Raw genomic sequence first — 23,257 nt, 5'->3', positions numbered from 1 at the left:
GCGTTTGATCGTCAGCGATGGCGTCGGCGTCAGGCCTGACGCTCGACCATCAATTCTTTGATCTTGCCGATCGCCTTGGCCGGATTGAGGCCTTTCGGGCAGACATTGGTGCAGTTCATGATGGTGTGGCAGCGATAGAGCTTGAACGGATCTTCAAGATCATCAAGGCGTTCACCGGTCGCTTCATCGCGGCTGTCCGCGATCCAGCGATAGGCCTGCAACAGCGCGGCTGGCCCGAGATACTTGTCTGAATTCCACCAGTAGGACGGGCAGGAGGTCGAGCACGAGGCGCACAGAATGCACTCGTACAGTCCATCAAGCTCTTCACGGTCTTCCTGGCTTTGCTTCCATTCCTTCTCAGGCTCCGGCGTATCGGTCTTGAGGTAAGGATTGATGGATTCAAGCTGGGCGTAGAACTGGGTCAGATCCGGGATCAGGTCGCGGACCACCGGCTGGTGCGGCAGCGGGGCGATGGTGATCGCGCCCTTGTGCTCGTCGATGCCGTTGGTGCAGGCGATGGTGTTGCGCCCGCCGATATTCATGGCGCAAGAGCCGCAAATGCCCTCGCGGCAGGACCGGCGGAAGGCCAAAGTGGTGTCGATCTCGTTCTTGATGAAGAACAACGCATCCAGCACCATCGGGCCGCACTTCGCCGTGTCGACATAGTACGTGTCCCAGGACGGATTTTCACCGGTCTCGGGATCGTAGCGATACACCTTGAAGGCGCGCAGATCTTTAGGGTCGGCGTTTTCGGGCTTCGGCCACACCTTGCCCTTTTTCACCTGAGAATTTTTCGGCAGCGTCAGTTGGACCATGGGGTCGTTCCCGCTTTCTTGAAGCCTGTGAGCGTTGGCGGGGTCTTAATAGACCCGCGCCTTGGGCTCGATATAGGCGATGTCGTTGGACAGGGTGTGCTCGTGAACCGGACGGTCATCAAGTTTGACCGAACCGTCTTCATTGATCCAGGCCAGGGTGTGCTTCATCCAGTTCTCGTCATCGCGATCCGGGAAGTCCTCGCGCGCATGAGCGCCGCGGCTTTCGGGCCGCGCCGCCGCGGAGTTCACCGTGACGGACGCCTGGGCGATGAGGTTTTCAAACTCCAGCGCTTCAACGAGATCGGTGTTCCAGATCATGGAGCGGTCATTGATTCGGATATCGTTCGCGCCTTGATAGACGTCGGCGATGCGCTTGACGCCCTCATCCAGGATGTCCTGGGTGCGGAACACCGCGCAGTTTTCCTGCATGGCGCGCTGCATGTCGAGGCGCAGACTCGCGGTCTTGGTGCCGCCATCGGCGTGACGCATCTTGTCAAAGCGCGACAGGGTGTCAGCGCCGGCGTTGGCGGACAGTTCAGGCTGGCTGGCGCCGGCCTCTACCGTTTCGCCGCAACGGATGCCCGCGGCCCGGCCGAACACCACCAGGTCGATGAGCGAGTTCGAGCCCAGACGGTTGGCGCCGTGCACGGACACGCACGCCGCTTCACCCACCGCCATCAGGCCCTTGACCACATGGTCGGGATCGCCGCCGACCTTGGTCAGCACTTCGCCGTGATAATTGGTCGGGATGCCGCCCATATTGTAGTGGACGGTCGGGATCACCGGGATCGGCTCCTTGGTCACGTCCACGCCTGCGAAGATTTTCGCGCTTTCTGAAATGCCCGGCAGGCGCTGGGCCAGAATGGCGGGGTCCAGGTGATCGAGGTGCAGGTGAATATGGTCGCCATGCTCGCCCACGCCGCGGCCTTCGCGGATCTCCATGGTCATGGAGCGCGAAACCACGTCACGGCTGGCGAGATCCTTGGCGCTGGGCGCATAGCGCTCCATGAAGCGCTCGCCCTTGGAGTTGGTCAGATAGCCGCCCTCGCCGCGTGCGCCTTCGGTGATCAGGCAGCCCGCGCCGTAAATGCCGGTGGGGTGGAACTGGACGAACTCCATGTCTTGCAGCGGCAGGCCTGCGCGCAGGACCATGGCGTTGCCGTCGCCCGTGCAAGTGTGCGCGGAGGTGGCGGAGAAATAGGCCCGGCCATAGCCGCCGGTCGCCAAAATGGTCTTCTGGGCGCGGAAGCGGTGCAGCGTGCCGTCGTCGAGTTTCCAGGCGGTGACGCCGACGCAGGCGCCGTCAGCATCCATAATCAGGTCGAGCACGAAATACTCGATGAAGAACTCGGTCGCATGGCGCAGGGACTGACCATACAGCGTGTGCAGGATGGCGTGACCGGTGCGGTCGGCGGCGGCGCAGGTGCGCTGCACCGGACCTTCGCCGAAATTCTTGGTCATGCCGCCAAAGGCGCGCTGATAGATCTTGCCGTCTTCGGTGCGCGAGAAGGGCACGCCCCAGTGCTCAAGCTCGTACACGGCTTTCGGCGCATGGCGGCACAGATATTCAATGGAGTCCTGATCGCCCAGCCAGTCTGACCCTTTGACAGTGTCATACATGTGCCAGCGCCAGTCGTCCTCGCCCATATTGCCCAGCGAGGCGGAGATGCCGCCTTGGGCCGCAACCGTGTGCGAGCGGGTGGGGAACACCTTTGAGATGCAGGCGGTCTTCAGGCCTTCCTGCGCCGCGCCGAGCGCCGCGCGCAGGCCAGACCCGCCCGCGCCGACCACGACGACGTCAAAGGTATGATCGATCCATTCATATGCGGACATTGATTATCGTCCTTCTTAACTTGCGATCGCCAGCACGGCGTAAAGGGCGGCGATCCACAGGCCCGCTGCGATCAGCGTGTTCGCGCTCAGCAAAAAGGCCTTGGTCACCGGTTTATGGATGTAGTCCTCGATCAGCGTCTGGAGACCCAGGCGCATGTGATAGAATGTCGCAGTCAGGGTCAGAAGCGTCAGGATGGCGCCGAGAGGTGCGCCGATCCAGGCGCGGGCGGTTTCATAATCAGCGCTGGGCAGGCTGGCGATGGACCAGACGAACAGCGGGATCAAAACCACCAGCGCCAGCGCGGAGACGCGTTGCGCGATGAAATGGCCGACACCGGACTTGGCGGAGCCGAGGCCGCGGGCGCGGGCGAGCGGAGTGCGAAAATCGCTCATCAGACAATCCCTCCAGCCAGGAACCAGATGCCCACCGTCACCACGATGGCGGCGATTATGATCATCATCGAGCGCTGATTGGAGCCTTTGGGGTCGAAACCCTTGCCCAAATCCCAGACCAGGTGACGAACGCCGTTAAACAGATGGTAGACCAGCGACAGCGTGAAGCCGAAGAGCGCCAGCTTGACTAAAAGCCCCACAGGGCCGGTCATCAGGTTTTCAAACACGGCGTAGGCGTCAGGGCCGGCGGCCAGAAGCACCAGCCAGACGGTGACGAGAATGGCGCCGATATAGTTGATGGAGCCGCTGGCGCGGTGAAAAATCGAGGACGCCATGGTGGCGTGCCAGCGCCAGACTTGAAGATGCGGCGATAAGGGTCGTGGATCGACGGATTGATTGGCCATGAAAAGGGCCCCCACTAATTTAAAGCATTAGCCCCGTCAGCTCGGAACTTGGGCGTGACAATAATCCGCACCGGGTTAACGTCAACGCACACCAAAGTGTGGAATGCTGCTGTGTTTGCAAACGGTTCTTAGTTGCGCGCCCTGGGCGGGAACTGGACTTGCCTTGCAGACCCGGCGATTGGGGAGAGAGCATGTCTGAAAATCGCAGCGTCCTGATTACAGGCGCCTCCACCGGCATCGGTTATTCAAGCGCTAAGTTCCTGTCAGACAAAGGCTGGCGGGTTTATGCCGGCGTGCGCAAGCCTGAGGATTCTGCGCGTCTGAGCGCGGAACTGGGCGACCGCGTGCATCCGGTGATCTGCGACGTCACAGATGCAGTCACGATACAATCAGCCGCTGAGCAAGTGCGGCAAGATTTGAAAGGTCAGCCGCTCTCCGGTCTCGTCAACAATGCCGGGATCGCCGTCGCCGGCCCGCTTTTGCATCTGCCGCCTGAGGAAATGACGCGTCAGCTGGATGTGAACGTCACCGGGCAATTGCGCGTGACCCAGGCTTTCGCGCCGCTTATGGGCGCCGAGAAGGGTTTCACCGGCGAGCCGGGCCGGATCGTCAATATTTCCTCGGTGGCGGGGTTTCACGCCATGCCTATCCTGACGCCCTATGCCTGTTCGAAGTTTGCGCTGGAAGCCTTCACCGAAGGCCTGCGCCGGGAGATGATGCTGTACGGGATCGACGTGGTGGCGATCAATCCAGGCCCTATCAAGACGCCGATCTGGGACAAGGCGCAGGAGCTTGATCCTGAACAATATGGCCAGACCGATTTCATCAAGGCCATCCACCGGCTTTTGAAGTTCACGCTCAACAGCGCTGAAAACGGCCTGCCGCCCGAGCGGGTGGCCCAGGCGATCCATGCGGCGCTGACCGATAAAAAGCCCAAGCTCAACACGGTTGTGACCCCGACGCCTCTGCAAGGCTTGATGCTCAAGCTGATGCCCCGACGCATGGTGGATAAGATGATCACCTCGCAATTGGGCCTGAAGCGCTTGAACTGAACGCCAAGGAGCGACACTCTCCCTGAAATGTTTCGGGGAGAGGTTTCACTTATGCGCCTTGTATTTGCGTCTATCGCAGCGTTGGCTTTGTCCGCGCCTGCCTTCGCCACGCCGACAGAAGACTTCCGAGAGCTGATCGCGGACTATGAGGCGTTCACCGCCGAGCGTGATCTGGGCGCCCGGGCGCGACAGGGCGATCTGGAGGCTGCGGCCTCCTGGCCGGATATGAGTGTTGAGGCGATTGAAGCCTGGGACGCGGGCATGGCCGGGTTCGATGACCGGATCGACGCCATTGATCCTGCGGATCTGCCTGCAGAGGAGCAGGCCAATTACGCCGTGCTCTCCTATGAGCTGGAGAGTGCGGTCGCGGTTCCTTGGGTGACCACCGCGATGATCCCCTTCACCAATGATAGCGGGTTTCACACCAATGCCAGCTTTGCCGCGCTGACCACGCGTGTGCGTTCCGTGGAGGAGGCGGAGGCCTGGATCGCCAAGCTTCACGCCTTGCCTGAGTATCTTGGCGAGCAGCAAGCCTGGCTGGAGCGCGGGATCGAGACCGGCTTCACCCAGCCGCGCGCCATCCTGCAAGGCGTCGCGGACCAGATCGAGGCCCAGATCACGCCTGTTGGCGAGAGTGAGCTTCTGACCCCGATCCGCAATCTGCCTGAGACGATCCCGGACGCAGAGCGAGAGCGTCTGATGGCGGAGGCTGTTCAGGCGGTTGAGACTGAGGCGCTGCCGGCGCTTCGTGAGCTCCATGCCTTCTTCACCGAAACCTACATGCCTGCCGCTCGCGACAGCCTGGGCGCGCGCGATCTTCCAGGCGGTGAAGACCTTTATCGGGCGCTCGTACAGCAGCACACCACCCTCGATCTGACGCCTGAAGAGGTGCACGCCCGCGGTCAGGCCGAAGTGGCCCGCATTCGCGCCGAGATGGACGCCGTGATCGCCGAGACCGGCTTTGAGGGCGACTTCGCCGACTTCCTCGTCTTCCTGCGCACGGATCCGCAGTTTTACGCCCAGTCCGAGCGTGAGCTGATGATGGTGGCGTCTTATCTGTCCAAAAAGGCCGATGACGCCATGCCGGCCTTTTTCCATCATCTGCCGCGGCTCAGCTATGGCGTGCGGCCGGTGCCGGCGGCCATCGCGCCCAATTACACCACCGGCCGGTACTGGCCCGGCGATGCGGAGAGCGGTCAGGCGGGCGGCTATATGGTCAACACCTACCGGCTTGATCAACGTCCGCTTTATGAAATGCCGGCATTGACCGTGCATGAGGCGGTGCCGGGCCATCACCATCAGATCGCCATTGCACAAGAACTTGAAAACGTGCCCGAGTTTCGAAAACAGGGCTATATCACCGCGTTCGGTGAAGGCTGGGGGCTCTACACCGAGTTTCTGGGCGTCGATATGGGCATGTATGAAACGCCTTATGAGCATTTCGGTCGCCTGACCTATGAGATGTGGCGCGCCTGCCGGCTCGTCGCCGACACCGGTCTTCACTGGTATGGCTGGAGCCGGGATGAGGCCGAGGCGTGCTTCCTTGAAAACTCGGCCCTCGCCCCGCTCAACATCACCAATGAAGTCAGCCGCTATATCAGCTGGCCTGGTCAGGCTTTGGCCTACAAGACCGGCGAATTGCTGATCCGTGAGCTGCGCTCGGACGCCGAGGCGGAGCTGGGCGAAGCCTTCGACCTCGCCGCCTTCCACGACCGTATCCTCGATGAAGGCGGCGTGCCTTTGGGCTATCTCGAAGACAAGATGCGCACCTGGATCGCTGAGCAGGGGGCGTAGTCGGCATTAAGGGGGGCGTTGTCGCTCGGGTCATCGGGCGGAGCGCCCCTTACGCTTCCAGTTCATTTCAGATCTGGAGGCGTTCATGCATCATCCCAAAACCCATCCCTTGAAGGCCTCTGTCATCGAGGTGACGGACGCGTCTGAGTATGTCTCTGCGATCAAGACCGTGAACCGGGGCGAGGGGTCGGCCATCAATGTGGTGGAGTCCTTTGCGCTGACGGCGTCCGCGCCGTCATTTACGCGGTCAGCGAAACTCTACTCCAGCACGGGCGCGCGCATCGACGCCAAGGGCTATAGTGCTGTCGAGGTGGTCGGGGAAGGCGTCAACGTCACTCTCGGCCTGACCATCGAAGGCACCGGCTTCACCCAGATTTTTCAAGGGCAACTGACGGGCCTTGAGGGCGGGCAAATCCATGACGCCCTGCTGGTCCAGGGCGGGGTTCTGAGCGTGCCCAGTGGGGAAAGTTTCACCGTCACCGGGCAATTGGAGGCCGTCTCCAAGGGCGCGGTCGGGGTCGGCGGCGTGCTGAACGCAACGCACCCGCTGACACTGTCTAATGGGGGATTGATCGTTACTCAGACAGGTCAACAGCCCTGCGCCATCAATCAGACTGTCATCGCCGACCAAGGCACGATCGTGGGCCTGAACCCGAACTCCACCCTGACAGTGGACGGACTAAGCCTCAGCGACGATTGTTTGATCGAAGCGGTGGACACCAGCTCCACCCTATTGTCAGCGACGCCGATTTTGCTGGAACCTGAAAACCCCTCGAAGATCGCGCGGATGGTGGCGGTGAACGCCTCGGCGGTGACCTTGAAGTCAGGCGGGGTCTTTCAAGGTTGCGGCGCGACGCCAGGCGGCGGAGCCGGTCAGGAGGTGCGCGTCGACACGCTTTCCAATGAGGGCGGGGTCATTGAACTGGGCGGGCATGGCGCGCTGAAATGTACGCAATTTGACCAGACAGATGGCCTGATTTCGGTGACGCTGGCCGATTGTCAGGGCGAGGGGCCGACACTGGTCGTGGAGCAGGGCGGCTCAGTGACCGGCGGCGCGTTCATCATAAAGGGGCCGGGCGCCCGGGCGGAACCACCGGCCCATGCCGTCAAGCTGCCGCTGGTGGTGACCGTTTCGGGCAATACCTTGCCTGATGAGCTCAAAGCCATCGCTCAGCTCAAGGCCTTCCCCGCCAGCGTGGCGGCGTCTTTTTCGGTAGAATCTGAAAACGCTCTGGTGCTGACCCTGACGCCGGTCTGATCGGCGCAACCTTCACTCGGTCGGCGAGCTTGGAAACTGAGGCAGAGCGTCAAAATCGACCGGACCGCGATCCAACCAAGCCAGCGCGTCGTCCATCGCGTCAAAGAAGCGAATGGACAGATCGCCTTGTGAATCAGGGAAGAACAGCGGCCAGAGCTCAAGCATGGGTTTGAGCCCGGCGGGGACGTCCACAAAGGCGGACTTTATCGCTTGTTCTGGCGTACGCTCCTGCAGCGTGCGCTGACGCTCAATGGCGTGATCCACGAGCGCTTTATGATCAATGTCCGCGCTGACATCCGCGTCAAACAGGGTCACCAGATCATAGCTGGCAGGGAATTGCGGGTCCCGGAACAGTGTCAGCACGCTGTCGAGATCTTCTCGCAAAAGCTGCCCTGTGTTGTGAAAGACGACCAGGCTTTGGGGATGATCTATACGCGTCGAAAAAGGCATGGACGTCTCGTCTGCTAGGAATCCGCTCAATTGAACGCGTATAGTATTATAACCTGAGACTGTGGGATTTGTATGGCGGCGCCAACAAAAACCCCGGCGGAGCGATCCGCCGGGGTTTGTCGTTTCAGCGATGCGTGATCGCTTACGCCATGGCGCGCTGGCGCAGGACGTAGTGCAGGATGCCGCCATTGTTGACGTAATCGAGCTCGTTTTCGGTATCGATGCGAGCCAGAAGCTCGGTGGTTTTCTTCGACCCGTCCTCAAACGTGATCTCGAGGGTCACAGTGCTGCGCGGCTTGATGCCTTCAATGCCTTTCAGCGAGACGGTTTCCTTGCCGGTCAGGCCCAGAGTGTCCCAGCTTTCGCCGTTCTGGAACTGCAGCGGAACCACGCCCATGCCGACGAGGTTTGAGCGGTGGATGCGCTCGAAGCTCTCGCAGATCACGGCTTTGACGCCCAGAAGTCGGGTGCCTTTGGCCGCCCAGTCGCGCGACGAACCTGTGCCGTATTCCTTGCCGCCAAAGACCACCAGCGGGGTGTCCGCTTCGGCGTACTTCATGGCCGCGTCATAGATCGGCATTTCTTCGCCGGAGGGCTGCAGCGTGGTGACGCCGCCTTCCACGCCCGGAACCATCTGGTTCTTGATGCGGATATTGGCGAAGGTGCCGCGCATCATCACATCGTGATTGCCGCGCCGCGCGCCATAGGAGTTGAACTCGCGCGGTTCGACGCCTTTGTCCTGAAGGTAGAGACCGGCCGGGCTGTCGGCCTTGATCGAACCGGCCGGAGAAATGTGGTCGGTGGTGATCGAGTCGCCGAACAGGCCCAGAATGCGGGCGCCGTCGATGTCTTTCGGGGGCGTCACTTCGGTGGTCATGCCGGTGAAGAAGGGCGGGTTGGCCACATAGGTGGAGTCCGGCCAGTCATAGGTCAGGCCGCCAGACGTCTCGATGCCCTGCCACATGGCGTCGCCCTTGAAGACGTCGGCATAGCGCTTGGCGAACATGTCCGGCGTCACGGCAGAGCGCACCACGTCGGCGATTTCTGCGGAGGTCGGCCAGATGTCCTTGAGGTAGACTGGATTGCCGTCAGCGTCTTCGCCCAGAGGATCGGTCGCCACATTGATGTTCATGGTGCCGGCGATGGCGTAGGCGACCACCAGCGGCGGGCTGGCCAGATAGTTAGCGCGCACGTCCGGGCTCACCCGGCCTTCAAAGTTGCGGTTGCCCGACAGCACGGAGGTGGCGACCAGGTCGCCGTCCTTGATGGCTTTGGAGATCGGCGCCGGCAGCGGTCCGGAATTGCCGATGCAGGTGGTGCAGCCATAGCCCACCAGGTTGAAGCCCAGCGCGTCAAGATCGTCCTGGAGGTTGGCTTTCTCCAGATAGTCGGTGACCACCTGAGAGCCCGGCGCCAGCGAGGTTTTCACCCACGGCTTCACCTTCAGGCCCTTTTTGAGAGCGTTGCGCGCCACCAGACCGGCGCCCAGCATCACGGACGGGTTGGACGTGTTGGTGCACGAGGTGATCGCCGCGATCACCACATCGCCATGACCGATGGAGAAGTCTTCGCCTTCGACATTGACGCGCTTGGCGGCTTCATCAGCCTTCTTGAACTCGTCTTTGAGGACATTGGCGAAGGCGTCAGCCGCGACGTCGAGCGCCACACGATCCTGCGGACGTTTCGGGCCGGCCAGCGACGGCACGACGGTGGCGAGGTCCAGTTCCAGCGTGTCGGTATAGACCGGATCGTCCTTGCGCTCGGGGCGGAACATGCCCTGGGCCTTGGAATATTGCTCGACCAGCTGCACGCGGTCTTCATCGCGGCCGGTGGCGCGCAGATAGTCCAGCGCTTCGTTGTCGACCGGGAAGAAGCCGCAGGTGGCGCCGTATTCGGGCGCCATGTTGGCGATGGTCGCGGCGTCTTCCAGCGACAGGGTGTCGATGCCCGCGCCGAAGAATTCCACGAACTTGCCGACCACGCCTTTTTTGCGGAGCATTTCCACCACGGTCAGCACCAGGTCGGTGGCGGTCGCGCCTTCGGGCAGCTTGCCCGTCAGCTTGAAGCCCACGACTTCAGGGATCAGCATGGAGATCGGCTGACCCAGCATGGCGGCTTCGGCCTCGATGCCGCCCACGCCCCAGCCCAGAACGGCCAGGCCGTTGACCATGGTGGTGTGGCTGTCGGTGCCGACAAGCGTGTCGGGATAGGCGTAGGTGACGCCGTCTTCATCCTTGGTCCAGACCGTCTGGGCCAGGTTTTCCAGGTTCACCTGGTGGCAGATGCCGGTGCCCGGCGGGACGACGCGGAAATTGTCAAACGCGCTGGAGCCCCATTTCAGGAACTCATAGCGCTCGCCATTACGCTCATATTCGCGCGAGACGTTTTTCTCAAAGCTGTCGTCATGGCCAAAATAATCCACCATGACCGAGTGGTCGATCACCAGGTCCACCGGAACCAGCGGGTTCACCGATTTCGGGTCGCCGCCCAGAGAGGTGGTGGCGTCGCGCATGGCGGCGAGGTCCACGACAGCCGGAACGCCGGTGAAGTCCTGCATCAGCACGCGCGCCGGACGATAGGCGATCTCATGGCTGGATTTGCCGGTCTTGGTCCAGGCCGCGACGGCTTCGATGTCTTCCTTGGTGACGGTGCGACCGTCTTCAAATCGCAGAAGGTTTTCCAGGAGGACCTTCAGCGTGTAGGGCAGCTTGGAGGCGCCGTCGAGGCCGTTCTTCTCGGCCTCTTTCAGATCGAAATAGGTGTAGGTCTTGCCTGCGACCGTCATTTCGCGACGGCACTTGAAGCTGTCCAATGAAGCCATGTTTGGTCCTCGTTGTCGGGCCGGGCCGCTGCTGCTTAGAGAGGGTGCGAGCGGGCCGGGCGGAGTGTCATGCGCGATCACACGACGGAAAGGGTTTCGCGCGGGTTTTAATACTGTCTGCGCTGCGCTGCAATGCGGGCGAATGTCGGAGATGCGTCAATCTCCTTTAACGCAACGCATTCTCAGCTGAACCGATCCCTGAAAAGAAGGCGGTCCATCGTCATACCAGGCCTGCGACATCTCAGACTTGGACCCTTGGGACGGTTGAGGCTAAATCTCTTGTCATGATCCCTGCCGCCTTCACCCTATCCCCGATTGAAGTCTCCAGCCTGCGCCTTGAGCGCGGGGGCAAAGCTGTGCTCACTGGCTTTTCGCTGAAAGTTGAGCCAGGCGAGGCGCTGGTGCTGCTGGGGCCCAACGGGTCGGGCAAGACGACGCTGCTGCGCGCGCTAGGCGGTCTGGTGCGGCCTTTGGGCGGCGAGATCGGGCTGGACCCGCAATCGGTCGCTTTTCTGGGCCATGCCGATGCGCTGAAACCGTCTGAGACCGTTGAGCAAGCGCTTCAATTCTGGGCGGGGCTGTATGGCGGCGACACTAACCAGCTTGAAGATGTGATGGTGCAGATGGCGCTGGCGCATCTGGCGCGGCGGACCTGCGGCACGCTGTCTGCGGGGCAGAAGCGACGCACGGCGCTGGCGCGGATCGCGTTGTCAAACCGCCCCGTCTGGTTGCTGGACGAACCCGCCGCGCCGCTGGATGCGCGGTCTCGCGAACGGTTGGCGGCGCTGGTGAAAACTCAGTGTCAGGCCGGCGGCGTCGTGATCGCCGCCACCCATGTGGATCTGGGCTGGGCGGGCGCCCGGGTTGAAGATTTGCGCACCGCCCCCACGAAAACCGGGGCGGGCGTGGGATGAGCGCGATGGGAGCGATCTTTGCGCGCGAATTGCGGCTCGCTTTTGCAGGCGGGGGCGGACCGGCGGGGCCGGCGGCGTTTAATCTGGCCGCTCTGGCGCTGGCGCCGCTGGCCATAGGGCCGGACGCCGAGACCTTGCGTGCGGCGGGGCCGGGCGTCATCGCCTTCGCCGCCTTGCTCGCCACCTTGCAGCCTGCCGAACGGATTTTCAGCGAGGATGCCTCCGATGGCACGCTGGAGCTTTACGCCCTGTCGCCGGTCGGGTTGGCGCTGGCGGTTTTCATGAAGACGCTGGCCTTCATTCTGGCGGTGTTCTGGACGACGCCTTTGCTCGCCTTCATTGGCGGGCTCGCCTACGGGCTCGACGTCTCTTCAGCCTGTGTGCTGGCGCTGGGGCTGGCCTTCGCCGCGCCGGGGCTCGCCTTCATCGCCGCCTTTGCGGGCGCCCTGGCGGCGGGGCTGAAGCGCGCAGGGCTGTTGATCGCGCTGATCGCAGCGCCCCTGCAGGTGCCGCTCCTGGTGTTCGCGTCGGGCGCAGGTCGGGCGGCGATGGACGGAACCGGGCTTGAGGGGCCCAATCTGATGATGGCGCTGGCGGGTTCGCTGGTTGCTTTGGCGCTGGCGCCGTTCGGCGCGGCGGCGGCGTTGAAAGCCCGTCTGGAATGATAATGCTTGCGGCCCAGCGCCGCATCGGCTTGCCCGACCGGGCCGGCCCGGCTAGGTGATCAGATTATGTGGAGCTATTTCGCCAATCCTGAACGGTTTGACCGTCTCGCGCGCGCTATCCTGCCCTGGTGCTGGGGGATTGCGGCGACCCTGTTCGCCATCGGCCTGCCCTGGGCGCTGTATTTTTCGCCTGAGGATTATCAGCAATCTGACACAGTGCGGATCATGTATGTGCATGTGCCCGCCGCCTGGCTCGCCATGTTCGCCTATGGGGGCTTGGGCGGGGCGAGCTTCGTCTATTTCATCTGGCGCCATAACCTGGCCGATCTCGCCGCCCGCGCTATCGCGCCGGCGGGCGCGGTGTTCGCCTTCATCTGTCTGGCCACAGGCGCGCTTTGGGGGCGGCCCATGTGGGGCGCCTGGTGGGTCTGGGATGCGCGACTGACCTCCATGCTCGTGCTGTTCTTGCTGTATCTGGGCTATATGGCGCTGCGAGCCGCGATTGAAGACGAGAAGCTCTCGGCCCGTGCGGGCGCGATCCTCGCCATGGCGGGCCTTATCAACCTGCCGATCATCAAATTCTCGGTGGATTGGTGGAATACGCTGCATCAGCCCGCCAGCGTGTTTCGCTTTGACGGGCCGACGATCGACCCCTCTCAGCTCTGGCCGCTGGCCATCATGGCGCTTGCGTTCACCGTTTTGTATCTCGCCCTCATCCTCACCCAGATGCGCGCCATGTTGATGGAGCGCCGCGCCGATGCGCTGGAGCGCCGCCGTGAGCGACGTCTGGAACTGGAGGCGGAGCTATGAGCGCGCTGACTGAGTTTTTCGCCATGGACGGATACGCCGTATACGTCTGGGTGTCGTATGGACTGAGTTTGCTGGGCAGTATTGTGCTGGTGTGGATGACGGTCGCGCGCCGCCGCGCCGCGGCAGCGCGTCTCAAACGTCTTGAAGCGCTGGAAGCGTCGTCCGCCGGGGCGTGGGCTGCGACGTCATCAGATGAGGATGCGGCATGAAAAACCTGATGACCTGGTTCCCGGTGATCGGGGTGGGGCTGCTTCTGACCCTTTTCGCCATCGCGCTGTTGCGTCCCACCGAGGGCGGCGGAGATCCGATCATCGGTCAGCGCGTCAGTGATCTGGATCTGCCGCTGGAGGCGGTCAGCTTCACGCAAGCCGGATTTGCTCCCGACGTCCTTGAGGGGCCGTATCTCCTGAACGTCTGGGCGTCCTGGTGTCCGCCGTGCCGGATCGAGCATCCGTACTTTGAATATCTGTCAGATCAAGGCGTTCCGATTTACGGCATTATTTACAAGGATGAAGAGGCGGACGCCGCCCGGTTTCTTGACCAGCTGGGGAATCCGTTCGCCGGACTGGCGGCGGATCGCGACGGTCGCGCGGGATTCGAGCTGGGCGTCACAGGCCCGCCTGAAACCTTCATTGTGGATGCAGATGGCGTTATTCGTGCGCGCTGGCGGGGCGCGGTGACCGATATAGTCTGGATACAACGCTTCGCCGAGCCCTGGGCCGAGGCGGGCGGGCAGCCGATCAGCTGGCCAGAGGTTCAGTAAGCTGCAGAGAGGCTCGCTGAAGGTTATTCGGCGGCGGCGGCTTTTTTCTTCTTCTTTTTCTTTTTCTTGTCGCCGCCCTTGGACTTGGCCTTGGCGGCCTTCTCGGCGAGCTTGGCTTTCTTGGCCTCTTCGCGGGCGGCTTCAGCGCCCAGCTCGGACGCGCGGGCGATGCGGTTGAGCGCTTCAACAAAGCTGGCGCGCTTGTTTTTGGGCAAAGCCGTCAGGATGGCGTCATCTGCGGCTCTCGCCCCGGCGATGACGGTGGCGTGCAGCTGGCGACCTTCATCTGTGAAGCGCACCGAATTGGCGCGCGCGTCGCCCGGCGCCTTCTCGCGCACCAGAAGCCCTTTGGCGGCCATGCGAGAGACCAGCTCCGCGAGTGTGGAGCGGTCGATCCCGGTCGCCTGGACGAGTTGAGTCTGGGTCAGACCTTCCGCGTCATGCACCGCGCAGAGCACAGCGAACTGACGTTGTGTGATCTGTACGCCGCCCGTCGCCTCTGAAAACTGCTCCGCAGCAAATTGCTGCGCGCGGTGCATCAGATGCCCAGGCGAGGTGTTGAGGTCGAAATCCAGTGCGTCAGCCATATTTCACCCTCCGGCGACGGAACAAAGCAACCATACCCCGGTTTAGCGACGTTTCAATAACAAGTCCTTCTTGATACGGAATGACCTTCATAAATCTAATGCTGCAAGGGTTTTGACATGGACGCGCAAGAGCCTGATTTCCATCATGCCACCCCCGAGGGGGAGGATCGCGAACGCCGGATATGCCGGACCTGCGGCTTTATCGACTACGTGAACCCCAAGATTGTCGCCGGCGTCGTCGCAACCCATTCTGATGGTCGCGTCCTGATGTGCCGCCGTGCGATCGAGCCGCGGTCGGGATACTGGACCTTGCCCGCCGGTTATATGGAGGAAGGCGAAAGCGTGGAGCAGGCGGCCCTGCGCGAAGCGCGCGAAGAGGCCTGCGCGTCCCTGGAGCTCGATGGCGTTCTGGGCATTTATTCCGTGCCGCGCATCTCTCAGGTGCAGATTTTCTTTCGGGCGCGTTTTGCCACGCCGGATATCGCCGCCGGGCCTGAAAGCCAAGAAGTGGCCTTGTTTGAATGGGACCGCTTGCCGCTCAGCGATCTGGCGTTTCCCAGCGTCAAATGGGCGCTGGATGATTATCAGAGCGGGCATGGGCGCGCGCTGCCAGTATCGATGCGAACCCAGACGCCAGACATACGCCCGTACTAGCTCGCTCCGGTTTCGGCATGCACGGTGATCCGGTTCAGCGTTTCGGCGAGCGCGTCGAGATTCACGGGCTTTACGAAATAGTCCTTCACGCCTTTGGCCAGCAAGCGTTGCGACGTGCCGCTGGTGGCGTCGGCCGTGACGATGACGACCGGCGCCTGCGGATAGGCGTTGCTCAAGATCGAAAGCAGATCCTCGCCGGAGAGTCCGGGCATGTGCAAATCGAGCAAGACCACATCGGGGTCCTGTTCCGTGAGATCGAGAATTTCCAGCGCATGCTCCGCGCTGACAGCCTGAAGGACCGACCAGCCGGAGCCTTCAAGATAATCAGCCAGCAGATTGCGGTTGATGGTGTTGTTCTCAACAACCAGCGCCGTGCGGGTGCGCGCCTGCAAAGGCGCCTCAGCATGCTCGGTGGAGGCAGGGTGAGCGTGAGACGCGATTGCGCCGGGTTTGGCGGCGGTATGGGGCAACCGCACCCAGAAACGGCTTCCGGCGCCGACTTCACTCTCGACCCCGATTTCACCCCCCGCCAGATTGGCTATTTCCTGCGCAATCGTCAGACCGAGCCCGGTGCCCTCATGGCGGCGGCCAGTGCTGTCATCAATTTGGTGAAAGCGATCGAAAATGAGCGCTAGCGCGTCCTGTGGGATGCCCGGCCCGGTGTCGGAGACGCTCAGCTCCATCCAGCCTGGCTTGATCATGCGGCCGCTGATCGCGATGACGCCGGCTTCGGTGAATTTGACGGCGTTGCCCGCGAAGTTTGTCAAAATCTGCAAGACCCGCGTCGCGTCGCCCATGGCCAGGGTTTCAAGATCGGGCGGGATGTCGAGCTCCAGAGCGAGCCCTTTTTGGGCCGCCTGACCGCTGATGGTGTCAGCCGCAGCCCGCAACAGGTCTGAAGGCGCATAGGGAGCGTTCTCAAGCGTCAACTCCCCCGCTTCGATGCGGGAGATGTCGAGAACATCGTCAATCAGCCCGCGCAAGGAGTTCCCCGATGAATTCAAGGTGCGGACATAGCCACGCTGTTTGGGTGTGAGGTCTGTATGCTCAAGAAGTTGCGCCATCCCCATCACCCCATTGAGAGGCGTGCGAATTTCATGGCTCATATTGGCCAGGAAGCGTGTCTTCGCCGCACTGGCGAGCTCAGCCTTGTGCTGCGCGCTGCGAATACGAAAACTGGCGTCGCCGAACCGGCGTGCGGCCACGATGAAATGCATCAAGAACAGCAGGCCCGCGATCAGCACCAGGCCATACTCCATATGCGGACCGTCCGGGGCGAACATCGCCAACACCGGCAAGCTGATCAGATAAGCGGCATGAGGCAGCCCGCCTGACAGCGTCAGCATCATGTCCTGATTGGAATGCACCGCGATATGAAACAGCGCGCCGCACAGAAACAAGAGCGCGATCGCCTCGCCCGTCGCGCCCCAGGAATTCCATAATCCGATGCTGATAAGCGAATAGATCGCCGTGGCCTGCACCATGGACAGGTTTGCGGCCAGCATTTCGCCTTTGGAGACAGCCCGTGTCCGCGAGGATGAGAAGAAGCGGGAGGAGACCCAGCGGTCAATCAGTTGCGATGTCAGGGAGAGAATGGCGTAGATCAGCGCGAATTGCGGCATGCCGCCCAGATACAGAACCGCCGAGCCCAGCAAAGACAGGCCGATCCGGGTCGGCAGCTCTTTCGCGCGACTTCGCGCGACGCTCCGATAGGCGTCCAGAGTGGCGGCAGACTGCGACATGCGAGCTCTCAAAGTGTGATGTGGTCAATCTGAACTTTAAAGCGTTTCGATATGATGAGACGTCATGACGGTCGGGGCTCAGACTGCGTCCAGAATCTGTTCAACCGGACGCCCCAGCGCGGCGCGTGACTCATGGATCAGGACCGGTCGCTCGATCAGCTTGGGATTGTCGGCCATGACCTTGATCAGCTGGTCTTCATCGCTGACTTCTTTCAGCCCGAGCTCTTTATAGAGCGCGTCCTTGACGCGCATCAGGTCGCGGGCGCTGGACAGGCGCAGTTTCGCCACCACGGACCGGATTTCGTCAGCGCTGGGCGTATCCTTGAGATATTCGCGGATCGTCGGGCGGTAGCCATGCTGTTCCAGCAGCGCCAGGGCTTCGCGTGATTTCGAGCAGCGCGGATTATGCCAGTATTCCATGTGTTCGTTCCTTATTCGTCGGTCAGCGCAGCGGCCAGCAGGGCCTGGGCGGTGCGCAAATGCATATGTTCCACCATCCGCCCTTTGAGCGGCACGGCGCCCTTGTTCGCGTTGGCAGGGTCTTCAAACGCGTCAACGACGCTTTGCGCCCAGTCCAGTTCAGCCGCGCATGGAGCGAATGCTTTATGGACAGGATAGATCTGGGCGGGATGAATCAAGGTCTTGCCGTCAAAGCCAAGCTGTCGGCCCTGGCGCGCTTCGGCCTCAAGCCCGGCTTCATCGGCATAAGCATTGAAGACCGCATCAAGCACGACAAGCCCCATGGCGCGCGCCGCCAGCACCAGACGCGCCAGATGAGGCTCTAGCGTACTGCGTCGCATCTCGCCCTCGGGCAGACGCAGCCCTTCCGCCAGGTCATTGGCGCCCGCCACCAGCGCTTCAAGCCGGTTCAAGGGCGCCTGACGGGCGATCGCCTCGACATTGAACACGCCGCGTGGGGTTTCGATCATCGCCCAGACCGGGCCATGATACCCGGCGTCGTCAAGGCGTTTGCGCACCGCGCTCAGCTGTTCGGGGTCTTCCAGCTTGGCGATCAGGACTGCATCCGGCTGGCTCTGCGCAGCGATTGGAATGTCCGCCGCCAGATCAGGCGATCCGGGTTCGGCGATCCTTAACACCGTGAACAGATGATGGCGCTTGTATCGAACCAGCGCGTCCAGCGCATTGCGCCGGGCTTCAGATTTGCGTTCGGGCGCGACCGCGTCTTCAAGGTCGATGATCAGGGCGTCCGCGCCCAGGTCCTTCGCCTTGTCCAGCGCGCGCGGCTTGTCGCCGGGCACGAACAGGACCGAGCGGAACAGGCGGGCGTTCGCGTCTGCATGTGAGGAATCGTCTGTCATGGCGGAAAGGCTTACATAAGGCACATGTCCAACACCACACCTCAGGCCTCCGTTCTGGTGATCAGTTCGCTTGTGGCGTCCAGCCAGGTCGGCGGTCGGGTCACCAATCAGGTGCTGAACGCGGCCTCGATCCGACCGGTTTTTGTCCCGACCGTGGTTCTGGGACGGCATCCGGGGCTGGGGGCGCCGGGGGGCGGGCCGGCGCCGACCGATCTGATGGCCTCCACGCTGGACGGGGTTACGGCCAATGGCGTGCTTGATCGGGCGGACGCGATCTTCACCGGCTATTTTCACAATCCGGACCAGGTCCGGCTGGCTGCAGGCCTGATCGCTGAAACGTGCGCCCAACGCCCTGAGTGTCTGGTGATGGTGGATCCGATTCTTGGAAACGGGGCGGCGGATGGCGGTGATGACGGGCTGTATGTGAGCGCTGAAACCGCCCGGGCCATACGCGATGAACTGATCCCGCTCGCCAACGTCATCACGCCCAACAGGTTTGAACTCGCCTGGCTCAGCCGGTTTGAGATCAAGACGTCTGAAGACGCAGTCAAAGCCGCGCGCGGTCTGGCGCCCGTGGTGATGTGCACGTCCGCGCCCGCCGCGCTGAACGAGGTCTCGGTGATTTGCGTCACGCAAGATGACGCCTTCAGCGCCTACATGCCCCGGATTGATCCCGCGCCATATGGAACCGGGGACGTGTTCGCCGCCAGCGCCCTGGTGGAGCGTTTGACCGGCGCACGCTGGCGGGATGCGGCGGCGCGGGGGATGGCGCGGATCTCCCATGTTCTGGACGAAACGCGATTGGCGGGCGATGCGCGCGATCTGTTGCTGACCGCCCAAACGCTTCAGACGCCGTTGCGCGCCCCGGCGCTACGCCGGGTCGGGGCGCAGAGACCCGCCTGGGTGATGGGACTGGACGGCTGCAAGGCGGGTTGGGCGGCGGTGATGGTCGATCTGAACGGGATCGAGGCGCCGCGGCGGGCGGTCTTCGAGCAGTTCCAGGACGCTTATGACTGGGGCGCGCAAGTCATTGCGGTGGATATGCCCATCGGGTTTGAAGCAGCCGCTTCGGACCCGCCGGGACGCGCGTGTGAGCGGCTGGCGCGGCAGCGTCTGGGACCGCGGCGCAGCAGTATCTTCCCGTCGCCCCTGCGCATCGCCCTGTCGGCGTCAGATTATGAGCAGGCCAATCAGCTCAATCGCGCCGCGGGCGGGCCGGGCCTGTCCAAACAGGCCTATCATCTGTTTGCGAAGATCCGTGAGATTGATGACGTCATGACCCCGGACCTGTCACGCGGGGTGGTGTTTGAAACCCATCCGGAGCTGACATTCACCGAGCTGTCCGGCGAACCGGCCCTGCATCGAAAGAAAACCCGCGAGGGCCGCGAAGAACGTTTGGCGCTACTGGTGGCGCAAGGGCTGCCTGAAGCGCTGTTCGAGCCCCATCCTTTCAAAGCCGGGCTGTGCGCGCCAGATGATCTGATTGACGCCGGGCTGTGTGTTGTGACCGCGATGCGTATTGCCGGCGGGGAGGCGGTACGTCTGCCTGACGACCCGCCGGAAGATGGGCAAGGCTTGCTCATGGCGCTTCATGCCTGATGGCGCTCGATGGTGCTTGAAACCCCAGGCGCTGCCCTGTACCTGAAAGGCCATGAGCATTGATATCCAGGGACATCTCGCACCCGGTTTCGAGCCGGTGGCTGAGGCATTTGAGCAAAACTTCACGGACCGCGAAGAGCTGGGCGCAGCCTTCACCCTGATCCGGAACGATGAGGTTCTCGTCGATATTCACGCCGGTCATGCGGACCGCAAGGCGAGCAGCCCGTGGAGGGCGGAAACGATCGCGCCGGTCTTCTCCACCGGCAAGGCCGTGACAGCGCTGGTCGTCGCCTGGCTGGTTGATAAGGGTCGGCTCGACTATGACGCGCCCATCGCGGATGTCTGGCCCGAATTTGCGCAAGCGGGCAAAGACGCCGTGACCCTGGCGCAGGCCTTGTCGCACCAGGCGGGCCTGTCCGGCTATCCTGACGAGATGGAACCGTCTGACTGGTTTGACCGCGAATTGATGGAAAACCGGTTCGCCGCCATGGCGCCCATGTGGCCGCTGGGCGAGGGGTCTGGGTATCACCCGATCAGTTTTGGCGTCATCGCAGACGCCGTGGTGCGCCGTGCAGACGCCAAACACCGCACGGTCGGCGCGATCCTGCGCGAAGAAATCTGCGGCCCGCGCGGCATTGATTTTCATATTGGAGTCCCGGAGAGCGAGCATGATCGCGCGGCCGAGCATGTCCTGCCGCCGCGCCCGCCGCATCTGGGGTCCATGACGCCCGAGAAGGCGGCGGCCTTCCTCAAGCCCTGGTCCTCGCCCGGCCGGCGCGGCACGGCGACCTGGCGCTCTGCGGAGCTGCCGGCGGCGAACGGACATGGCACGGCGAACGCCATCGCCCGCCTGATGGCGCCCTTTGCGACGCAAGGGCGTCTGGACGGAGAGGCGTTTGTGTCCGATGACGTCATCTCACTAGCGCTGAAAGAACGCGTGCACGGTCCTGACAGGGTCTTGCCTTTTGATCTGGCGTTTGCGGCTGGCGTGATGATCAATCGCGAGTCCGGAGCCTTTGGCCCGGAACCGCAGGCGGTGGGCCATTACGGCTTTGGCGGGTCTTGCGGGTTCGCGGATTCCGAGCGCGGCGTATCAGGGGCCTATGTGATGAACCGGCAGATGGATGTGCTGGTGGGCGATGCGCGCGCCAAGGCGTTGATCGAGGCCTCGTATCGGTGTCTGTGAGCGAACTGCGCAGCCGTTGAAACAGAAAACGCCGCGCGAGGCTTCGCGCGGCGTTTCAGAGCAGGCGTATGGAGCGTGTCTAGTCCATCGCCTTGAGGTTAACAGCTTTTGGGCCTTTGCCGCGGCGATCCGGTTCAGTTTCGAACTCGATGCGTTGGCCGTCGCGCAGATCTTCCAGGCCGGCGTCTTTCACAGCGGTGATGTGCACGAACACATCCTTGTCGCCTTCATCAGGAGTGATGAAGCCGAAACCCTTTTCCGTGTTAAAGAATTTAACGGTACCCGTAGTCATGGGTAGAAGTCCTTTCCCGTCAGTCCGCGCAGCGTCCCACGCCAATAGGATGTGTGCACGGCGTCCCGCGCACGGCATGCGGATTGCGGTCGGGGAAGGCAAAGGCAGAGGCGTTAGGCGCTCGGGTCTTCCATACTCTTCACCGGGCCTTGTTCAAGCCGCTCGTGCGAGAAATACTATGCCTGAAAATTCTATACTCGACAAGCAAAGCCTAGGCGTGCGCGCGCAAGTTCAAGGAACCTGACAAGTGAGTCGCCGAACCCGAAGATTCATAAGCGCAAAGTCCCGCGAGCCCCGTTCCGGCGGCGTGGATCCAGGCGGATTGATGCGGTTATCGGGCTTCGGCGCGGCGCTGTTGGTCTTTGTGGCCGTCGGCGCAGGCTTTCATGGCGAGCGCATCACGGGGGCGGTCGCGCGCGTCCTGTCCGGGCTCGCGCCCTTGGTGGAGCCTTTGATATGGGGCGTCAGCCTGCTCGAGTTCGGCGCCGGCATTCTCGTACTGGGCGTGTTCGGCGTGACGGTCTGGCGCGGGTTCAGACGTTAAGCCGCCAGGTGCTCCATGAGAGCGCCAGGGCGAAGATCAGCCAGGCGACGAGCGGAACCAACAGAACGCCGGCGAGGCGCGAGGCGCGAAAAGCCAGAGCCGTCACGGGCAGCGACAAGACCAGGGCGACGACAGTGATGTAAAACCCGTTGGCGACGTTCTGCAGGCCGAAATATCCCCAGGTCCAGCCCATGCAGACCAGATACTGGACGATGACGCCTGTGCGAGCGAGACCCTTGTGGCGGTCATCGCCATAGCGGTCGAGGCTCCACGCCGCGATCGCCATAAGCGTGAACAGACCCACCCAGACTGCGCCGACGACTCCGCCGGGGGGCGCCCAGGCGGGGTTGTCCAGCGTGCGCGACCATTGAATGGCGGGCCCGCTGAAAATCCAGGCGTTCAGCGCCAGAGCAGCGCCGACAAAAATCAATAGATAAAGGGCCAGGCGTCCAAGAGCGGGACGGGTTTTGCGGAAGATGTTCGTCGCCACGGATCGACTCCTCTACGCCAGGCTCTTCGGGCCCACGCAAGACATTAACACGGTTTGCGCGTCCGACCAGAGCACCCCTTGCGAGGCGATGTTTAGGGTCACAATCGCTTGAGCGAGCGTCTTTTCCGGCGGTGAGCGCTTTCCTGGATCCTCTCAAACGGCCATTGTCACGTTTTGCGGGCTGCAGGCCGGCGCTTGCTCCAAGGATACTCGTTATGTTGCGCACGCTCTTCATTGCTCTGGCGATTTTTAGCCTCACGTCTTTACCCGCGCAGGCCCAAGGCGCGCTCGAGACAGCGGCGGACGCTGCGAGCCGTTTCGGTCCGTCTGTCGGACAAGCCGCGCCTGCTCTTAATGTGATGGACGCGAGTGGCGCGCCGCGCACGCTCGACAGCCTGATGGGAGAAGAGGGTGTGGTGATCTATTTCAACCGCTCCCTGGACTGGTGCCCGATCTGCCTGCGACAAACCCTGGAGCTCGAACCCCACGCAGAGGCGTTCGCAGACGCCGGCTGGCCGGTTACGGTCCTGACCTATGACGACGCCGACACGCTGGGCCAGGTGGCTGAGCGTCGCGGCCTGAGCCTGACCTTGCTCGCAGACCCGGACAGCCGGACCATCGACGCCTTTGGCGTCCGCGATCCGATCTATTCAGATCCCGATCATCTGGCGTATGGCGTGCCGTATCCGATCACCTTCGTTATTGATCGCGACGGCGTTGTGGTCGCCAAGTTCTGGCATGAGGCGGGGCTGGGCGATCAGCGCGGCTATGCCACGCGGATTTCCGCTGAAGACGTTCTGGCGGCTGTACAGGCGCGCTAGCGCTTGTCCGTTGAACCGGTTTGATTGACCTTCAGACGCTGACTGGAGGAT

Annotated in this window: 25 protein-coding genes; 13 read left to right on the top strand and 12 right to left on the bottom strand. The window is 62.5% G+C overall.

From position 1 onward, the window contains the following. Positions 1 to 29: 29 nt before the first annotated feature. Genes ACQ66J_RS06175 through sdhC form a run of 4 tightly spaced genes read right to left on the bottom strand, consistent with a single transcriptional unit; the run spans position 30 to position 3,445 of the window. A complete protein-coding gene (locus ACQ66J_RS06175) occupies positions 30 to 815 on the bottom strand; it encodes a succinate dehydrogenase iron-sulfur subunit (RefSeq protein WP_375547967.1) in 786 nt (261 codons plus the stop codon). Between the two features lie 45 nt (positions 816 to 860). Further along, positions 861 to 2,648, bottom strand: coding sequence for a succinate dehydrogenase flavoprotein subunit (gene sdhA / locus ACQ66J_RS06170; protein ID WP_430430916.1), 1,788 nt, complete (start codon positions 2,646 to 2,648; stop codon positions 861 to 863). Between the two features lie 15 nt (positions 2,649 to 2,663). Beyond that, positions 2,664 to 3,041: a succinate dehydrogenase, hydrophobic membrane anchor protein gene (gene sdhD, locus ACQ66J_RS06165; RefSeq protein ID WP_430430915.1), complete on the bottom strand. Its 378-nt coding sequence runs from the start codon at positions 3,039 to 3,041 to the stop codon at positions 2,664 to 2,666. Beyond that, positions 3,041 to 3,445, bottom strand: coding sequence for a succinate dehydrogenase, cytochrome b556 subunit (gene sdhC / locus ACQ66J_RS06160; RefSeq protein WP_430430914.1), 405 nt, complete (start codon positions 3,443 to 3,445; stop codon positions 3,041 to 3,043). The genes sdhD and sdhC overlap by 1 nt, the downstream gene beginning before the upstream one ends. Before the next feature lie 191 nt (positions 3,446 to 3,636). On the opposite strand from sdhC, the gene ACQ66J_RS06155 reads away from it, so the two are divergent. From ACQ66J_RS06155 to ACQ66J_RS06145, 3 genes are all read left to right on the top strand, one after another. Beyond that, positions 3,637 to 4,497 carry an SDR family oxidoreductase gene (locus ACQ66J_RS06155; protein ID WP_430430913.1) on the top strand — a complete coding sequence of 287 codons (861 nt, stop codon included), beginning with the start codon at positions 3,637 to 3,639 and terminating at the stop codon, positions 4,495 to 4,497. A gap of 51 nt (positions 4,498 to 4,548) precedes the next feature. Continuing rightward, complete coding sequence (locus ACQ66J_RS06150; RefSeq protein WP_430430912.1) at positions 4,549 to 6,291, top strand: DUF885 domain-containing protein; 1,743 nt, start codon at positions 4,549 to 4,551, stop codon at positions 6,289 to 6,291. Positions 6,292 to 6,376: 85 nt separating this feature from the next. Beyond that, on the top strand, positions 6,377 to 7,549 hold the full coding sequence (locus ACQ66J_RS06145; RefSeq protein WP_430430911.1) for a hypothetical protein: 1,173 nt from the start codon (positions 6,377 to 6,379) through the stop codon (positions 7,547 to 7,549). Positions 7,550 to 7,561: 12 nt separating this feature from the next. Here the strand turns inward: ACQ66J_RS06145 and ACQ66J_RS06140 are convergent, their stop codons facing one another. Both ACQ66J_RS06140 and acnA read right to left on the bottom strand, forming a co-directional pair. Then, positions 7,562 to 7,999 (bottom strand): hypothetical protein, encoded by a 438-nt coding sequence (locus tag ACQ66J_RS06140; protein WP_430430910.1) that lies wholly within the window; start codon positions 7,997 to 7,999, stop codon positions 7,562 to 7,564. A 142-nt stretch (positions 8,000 to 8,141) separates the two neighbouring features. Continuing rightward, a complete protein-coding gene (acnA, locus tag ACQ66J_RS06135) occupies positions 8,142 to 10,820 on the bottom strand; it encodes an aconitate hydratase AcnA (RefSeq protein WP_430430909.1) in 2,679 nt (892 codons plus the stop codon). A 284-nt stretch (positions 10,821 to 11,104) separates the two neighbouring features. Here acnA and ccmA point away from each other — a divergent pair, with 284 nt between their 5' ends. The 5 genes from ccmA to ACQ66J_RS06110 all read left to right on the top strand — a co-directional run bounded on the left by ccmA (position 11,105) and on the right by ACQ66J_RS06110 (position 13,972). Then, entirely contained in the window at positions 11,105 to 11,734 is a 630-nt protein-coding gene (gene ccmA / locus ACQ66J_RS06130; RefSeq protein ID WP_430430908.1) for a heme ABC exporter ATP-binding protein CcmA, read from the top strand. Next, a complete protein-coding gene (locus tag ACQ66J_RS06125; protein WP_430430907.1) occupies positions 11,731 to 12,399 on the top strand; it encodes a heme exporter protein CcmB in 669 nt (222 codons plus the stop codon). Before ccmA ends, ACQ66J_RS06125 begins: the two co-directional genes overlap by 4 nt. Before the next feature lie 66 nt (positions 12,400 to 12,465). Next, the gene (locus ACQ66J_RS06120; protein ID WP_375547978.1) at positions 12,466 to 13,209 is read left to right on the top strand and encodes a heme ABC transporter permease; all 744 of its coding nucleotides are present in this window, start codon (positions 12,466 to 12,468) and stop codon (positions 13,207 to 13,209) included. Further along, on the top strand, positions 13,206 to 13,418 hold the full coding sequence (gene ccmD / locus ACQ66J_RS06115) for a heme exporter protein CcmD (RefSeq protein ID WP_375547979.1): 213 nt from the start codon (positions 13,206 to 13,208) through the stop codon (positions 13,416 to 13,418). The genes ACQ66J_RS06120 and ccmD overlap by 4 nt, the downstream gene beginning before the upstream one ends. Beyond that, a complete protein-coding gene (locus ACQ66J_RS06110) occupies positions 13,415 to 13,972 on the top strand; it encodes a DsbE family thiol:disulfide interchange protein (RefSeq protein WP_430430906.1) in 558 nt (185 codons plus the stop codon). Before ccmD ends, ACQ66J_RS06110 begins: the two co-directional genes overlap by 4 nt. A gap of 23 nt (positions 13,973 to 13,995) precedes the next feature. Here ACQ66J_RS06110 and ACQ66J_RS06105 read toward each other — a convergent pair whose 3' ends face one another. After that, complete coding sequence (locus tag ACQ66J_RS06105) at positions 13,996 to 14,559, bottom strand: MarR family winged helix-turn-helix transcriptional regulator (RefSeq protein WP_375547981.1); 564 nt, start codon at positions 14,557 to 14,559, stop codon at positions 13,996 to 13,998. A gap of 117 nt (positions 14,560 to 14,676) precedes the next feature. On the opposite strand from ACQ66J_RS06105, the gene ACQ66J_RS06100 reads away from it, so the two are divergent. Then, positions 14,677 to 15,213 (top strand): NUDIX domain-containing protein, encoded by a 537-nt coding sequence (locus ACQ66J_RS06100; RefSeq protein WP_430430905.1) that lies wholly within the window; start codon positions 14,677 to 14,679, stop codon positions 15,211 to 15,213. Here ACQ66J_RS06100 and ACQ66J_RS06095 read toward each other — a convergent pair. The 3 genes from ACQ66J_RS06095 to ACQ66J_RS06085 all read right to left on the bottom strand — a co-directional run bounded on the left by ACQ66J_RS06095 (position 15,210) and on the right by ACQ66J_RS06085 (position 18,274). Continuing rightward, on the bottom strand, positions 15,210 to 16,955 hold the full coding sequence (locus ACQ66J_RS06095; RefSeq protein WP_430430904.1) for an ATP-binding protein: 1,746 nt from the start codon (positions 16,953 to 16,955) through the stop codon (positions 15,210 to 15,212). The genes ACQ66J_RS06100 and ACQ66J_RS06095 overlap by 4 nt on opposite strands. Positions 16,956 to 17,033: 78 nt before the next feature. Then, positions 17,034 to 17,375: an arsenate reductase (glutaredoxin) gene (gene arsC, locus ACQ66J_RS06090; protein WP_375547984.1), complete on the bottom strand. Its 342-nt coding sequence runs from the start codon at positions 17,373 to 17,375 to the stop codon at positions 17,034 to 17,036. 11 nt (positions 17,376 to 17,386) lie between these two features. Beyond that, entirely contained in the window at positions 17,387 to 18,274 is an 888-nt protein-coding gene (locus tag ACQ66J_RS06085) for an HpcH/HpaI aldolase/citrate lyase family protein (RefSeq protein WP_430430903.1), read from the bottom strand. A gap of 24 nt (positions 18,275 to 18,298) precedes the next feature. Here ACQ66J_RS06085 and ACQ66J_RS06080 point away from each other — a divergent pair, with 24 nt between their 5' ends. Both ACQ66J_RS06080 and ACQ66J_RS06075 read left to right on the top strand, forming a co-directional pair. After that, positions 18,299 to 19,873, top strand: coding sequence for a PfkB family carbohydrate kinase (locus ACQ66J_RS06080; protein ID WP_430430902.1), 1,575 nt, complete (start codon positions 18,299 to 18,301; stop codon positions 19,871 to 19,873). 52 nt (positions 19,874 to 19,925) lie between these two features. Next, positions 19,926 to 21,059 carry a serine hydrolase domain-containing protein gene (locus tag ACQ66J_RS06075; protein WP_430430901.1) on the top strand — a complete coding sequence of 378 codons (1,134 nt, stop codon included), beginning with the start codon at positions 19,926 to 19,928 and terminating at the stop codon, positions 21,057 to 21,059. A gap of 79 nt (positions 21,060 to 21,138) precedes the next feature. On the opposite strand, the gene ACQ66J_RS06070 is transcribed toward ACQ66J_RS06075, so the two are convergent. After that, positions 21,139 to 21,351, bottom strand: a complete 213-nt coding sequence (locus ACQ66J_RS06070) for a cold-shock protein (protein ID WP_107712163.1) — start codon at positions 21,349 to 21,351, stop codon at positions 21,139 to 21,141. Between the two features lie 325 nt (positions 21,352 to 21,676). Between ACQ66J_RS06070 and ACQ66J_RS06065 the strand changes: the two genes are divergently transcribed. Further along, the gene (locus ACQ66J_RS06065) at positions 21,677 to 21,895 is read left to right on the top strand and encodes a hypothetical protein (protein WP_430430900.1); all 219 of its coding nucleotides are present in this window, start codon (positions 21,677 to 21,679) and stop codon (positions 21,893 to 21,895) included. On the opposite strand, the gene ACQ66J_RS06060 is transcribed toward ACQ66J_RS06065, so the two are convergent. Then, the gene (locus ACQ66J_RS06060; protein ID WP_375547989.1) at positions 21,885 to 22,385 is read right to left on the bottom strand and encodes a TspO/MBR family protein; all 501 of its coding nucleotides are present in this window, start codon (positions 22,383 to 22,385) and stop codon (positions 21,885 to 21,887) included. The genes ACQ66J_RS06065 and ACQ66J_RS06060 overlap by 11 nt on opposite strands. A 215-nt stretch (positions 22,386 to 22,600) precedes the next feature. Here ACQ66J_RS06060 and ACQ66J_RS06055 point away from each other — a divergent pair, with 215 nt between their 5' ends. Further along, positions 22,601 to 23,206, top strand: coding sequence for a peroxiredoxin family protein (locus ACQ66J_RS06055; RefSeq protein ID WP_430430899.1), 606 nt, complete (start codon positions 22,601 to 22,603; stop codon positions 23,204 to 23,206). Positions 23,207 to 23,257: the final 51 nt, after the last annotated feature.

It is taken from the genome of Oceanicaulis sp. (assembly GCF_965284345.1).
GTDB lineage: Bacteria > Pseudomonadota > Alphaproteobacteria > Caulobacterales > Maricaulaceae > Oceanicaulis > Oceanicaulis alexandrii_A.
This window is presented reverse-complemented; position numbering and strand designations above follow the sequence as displayed.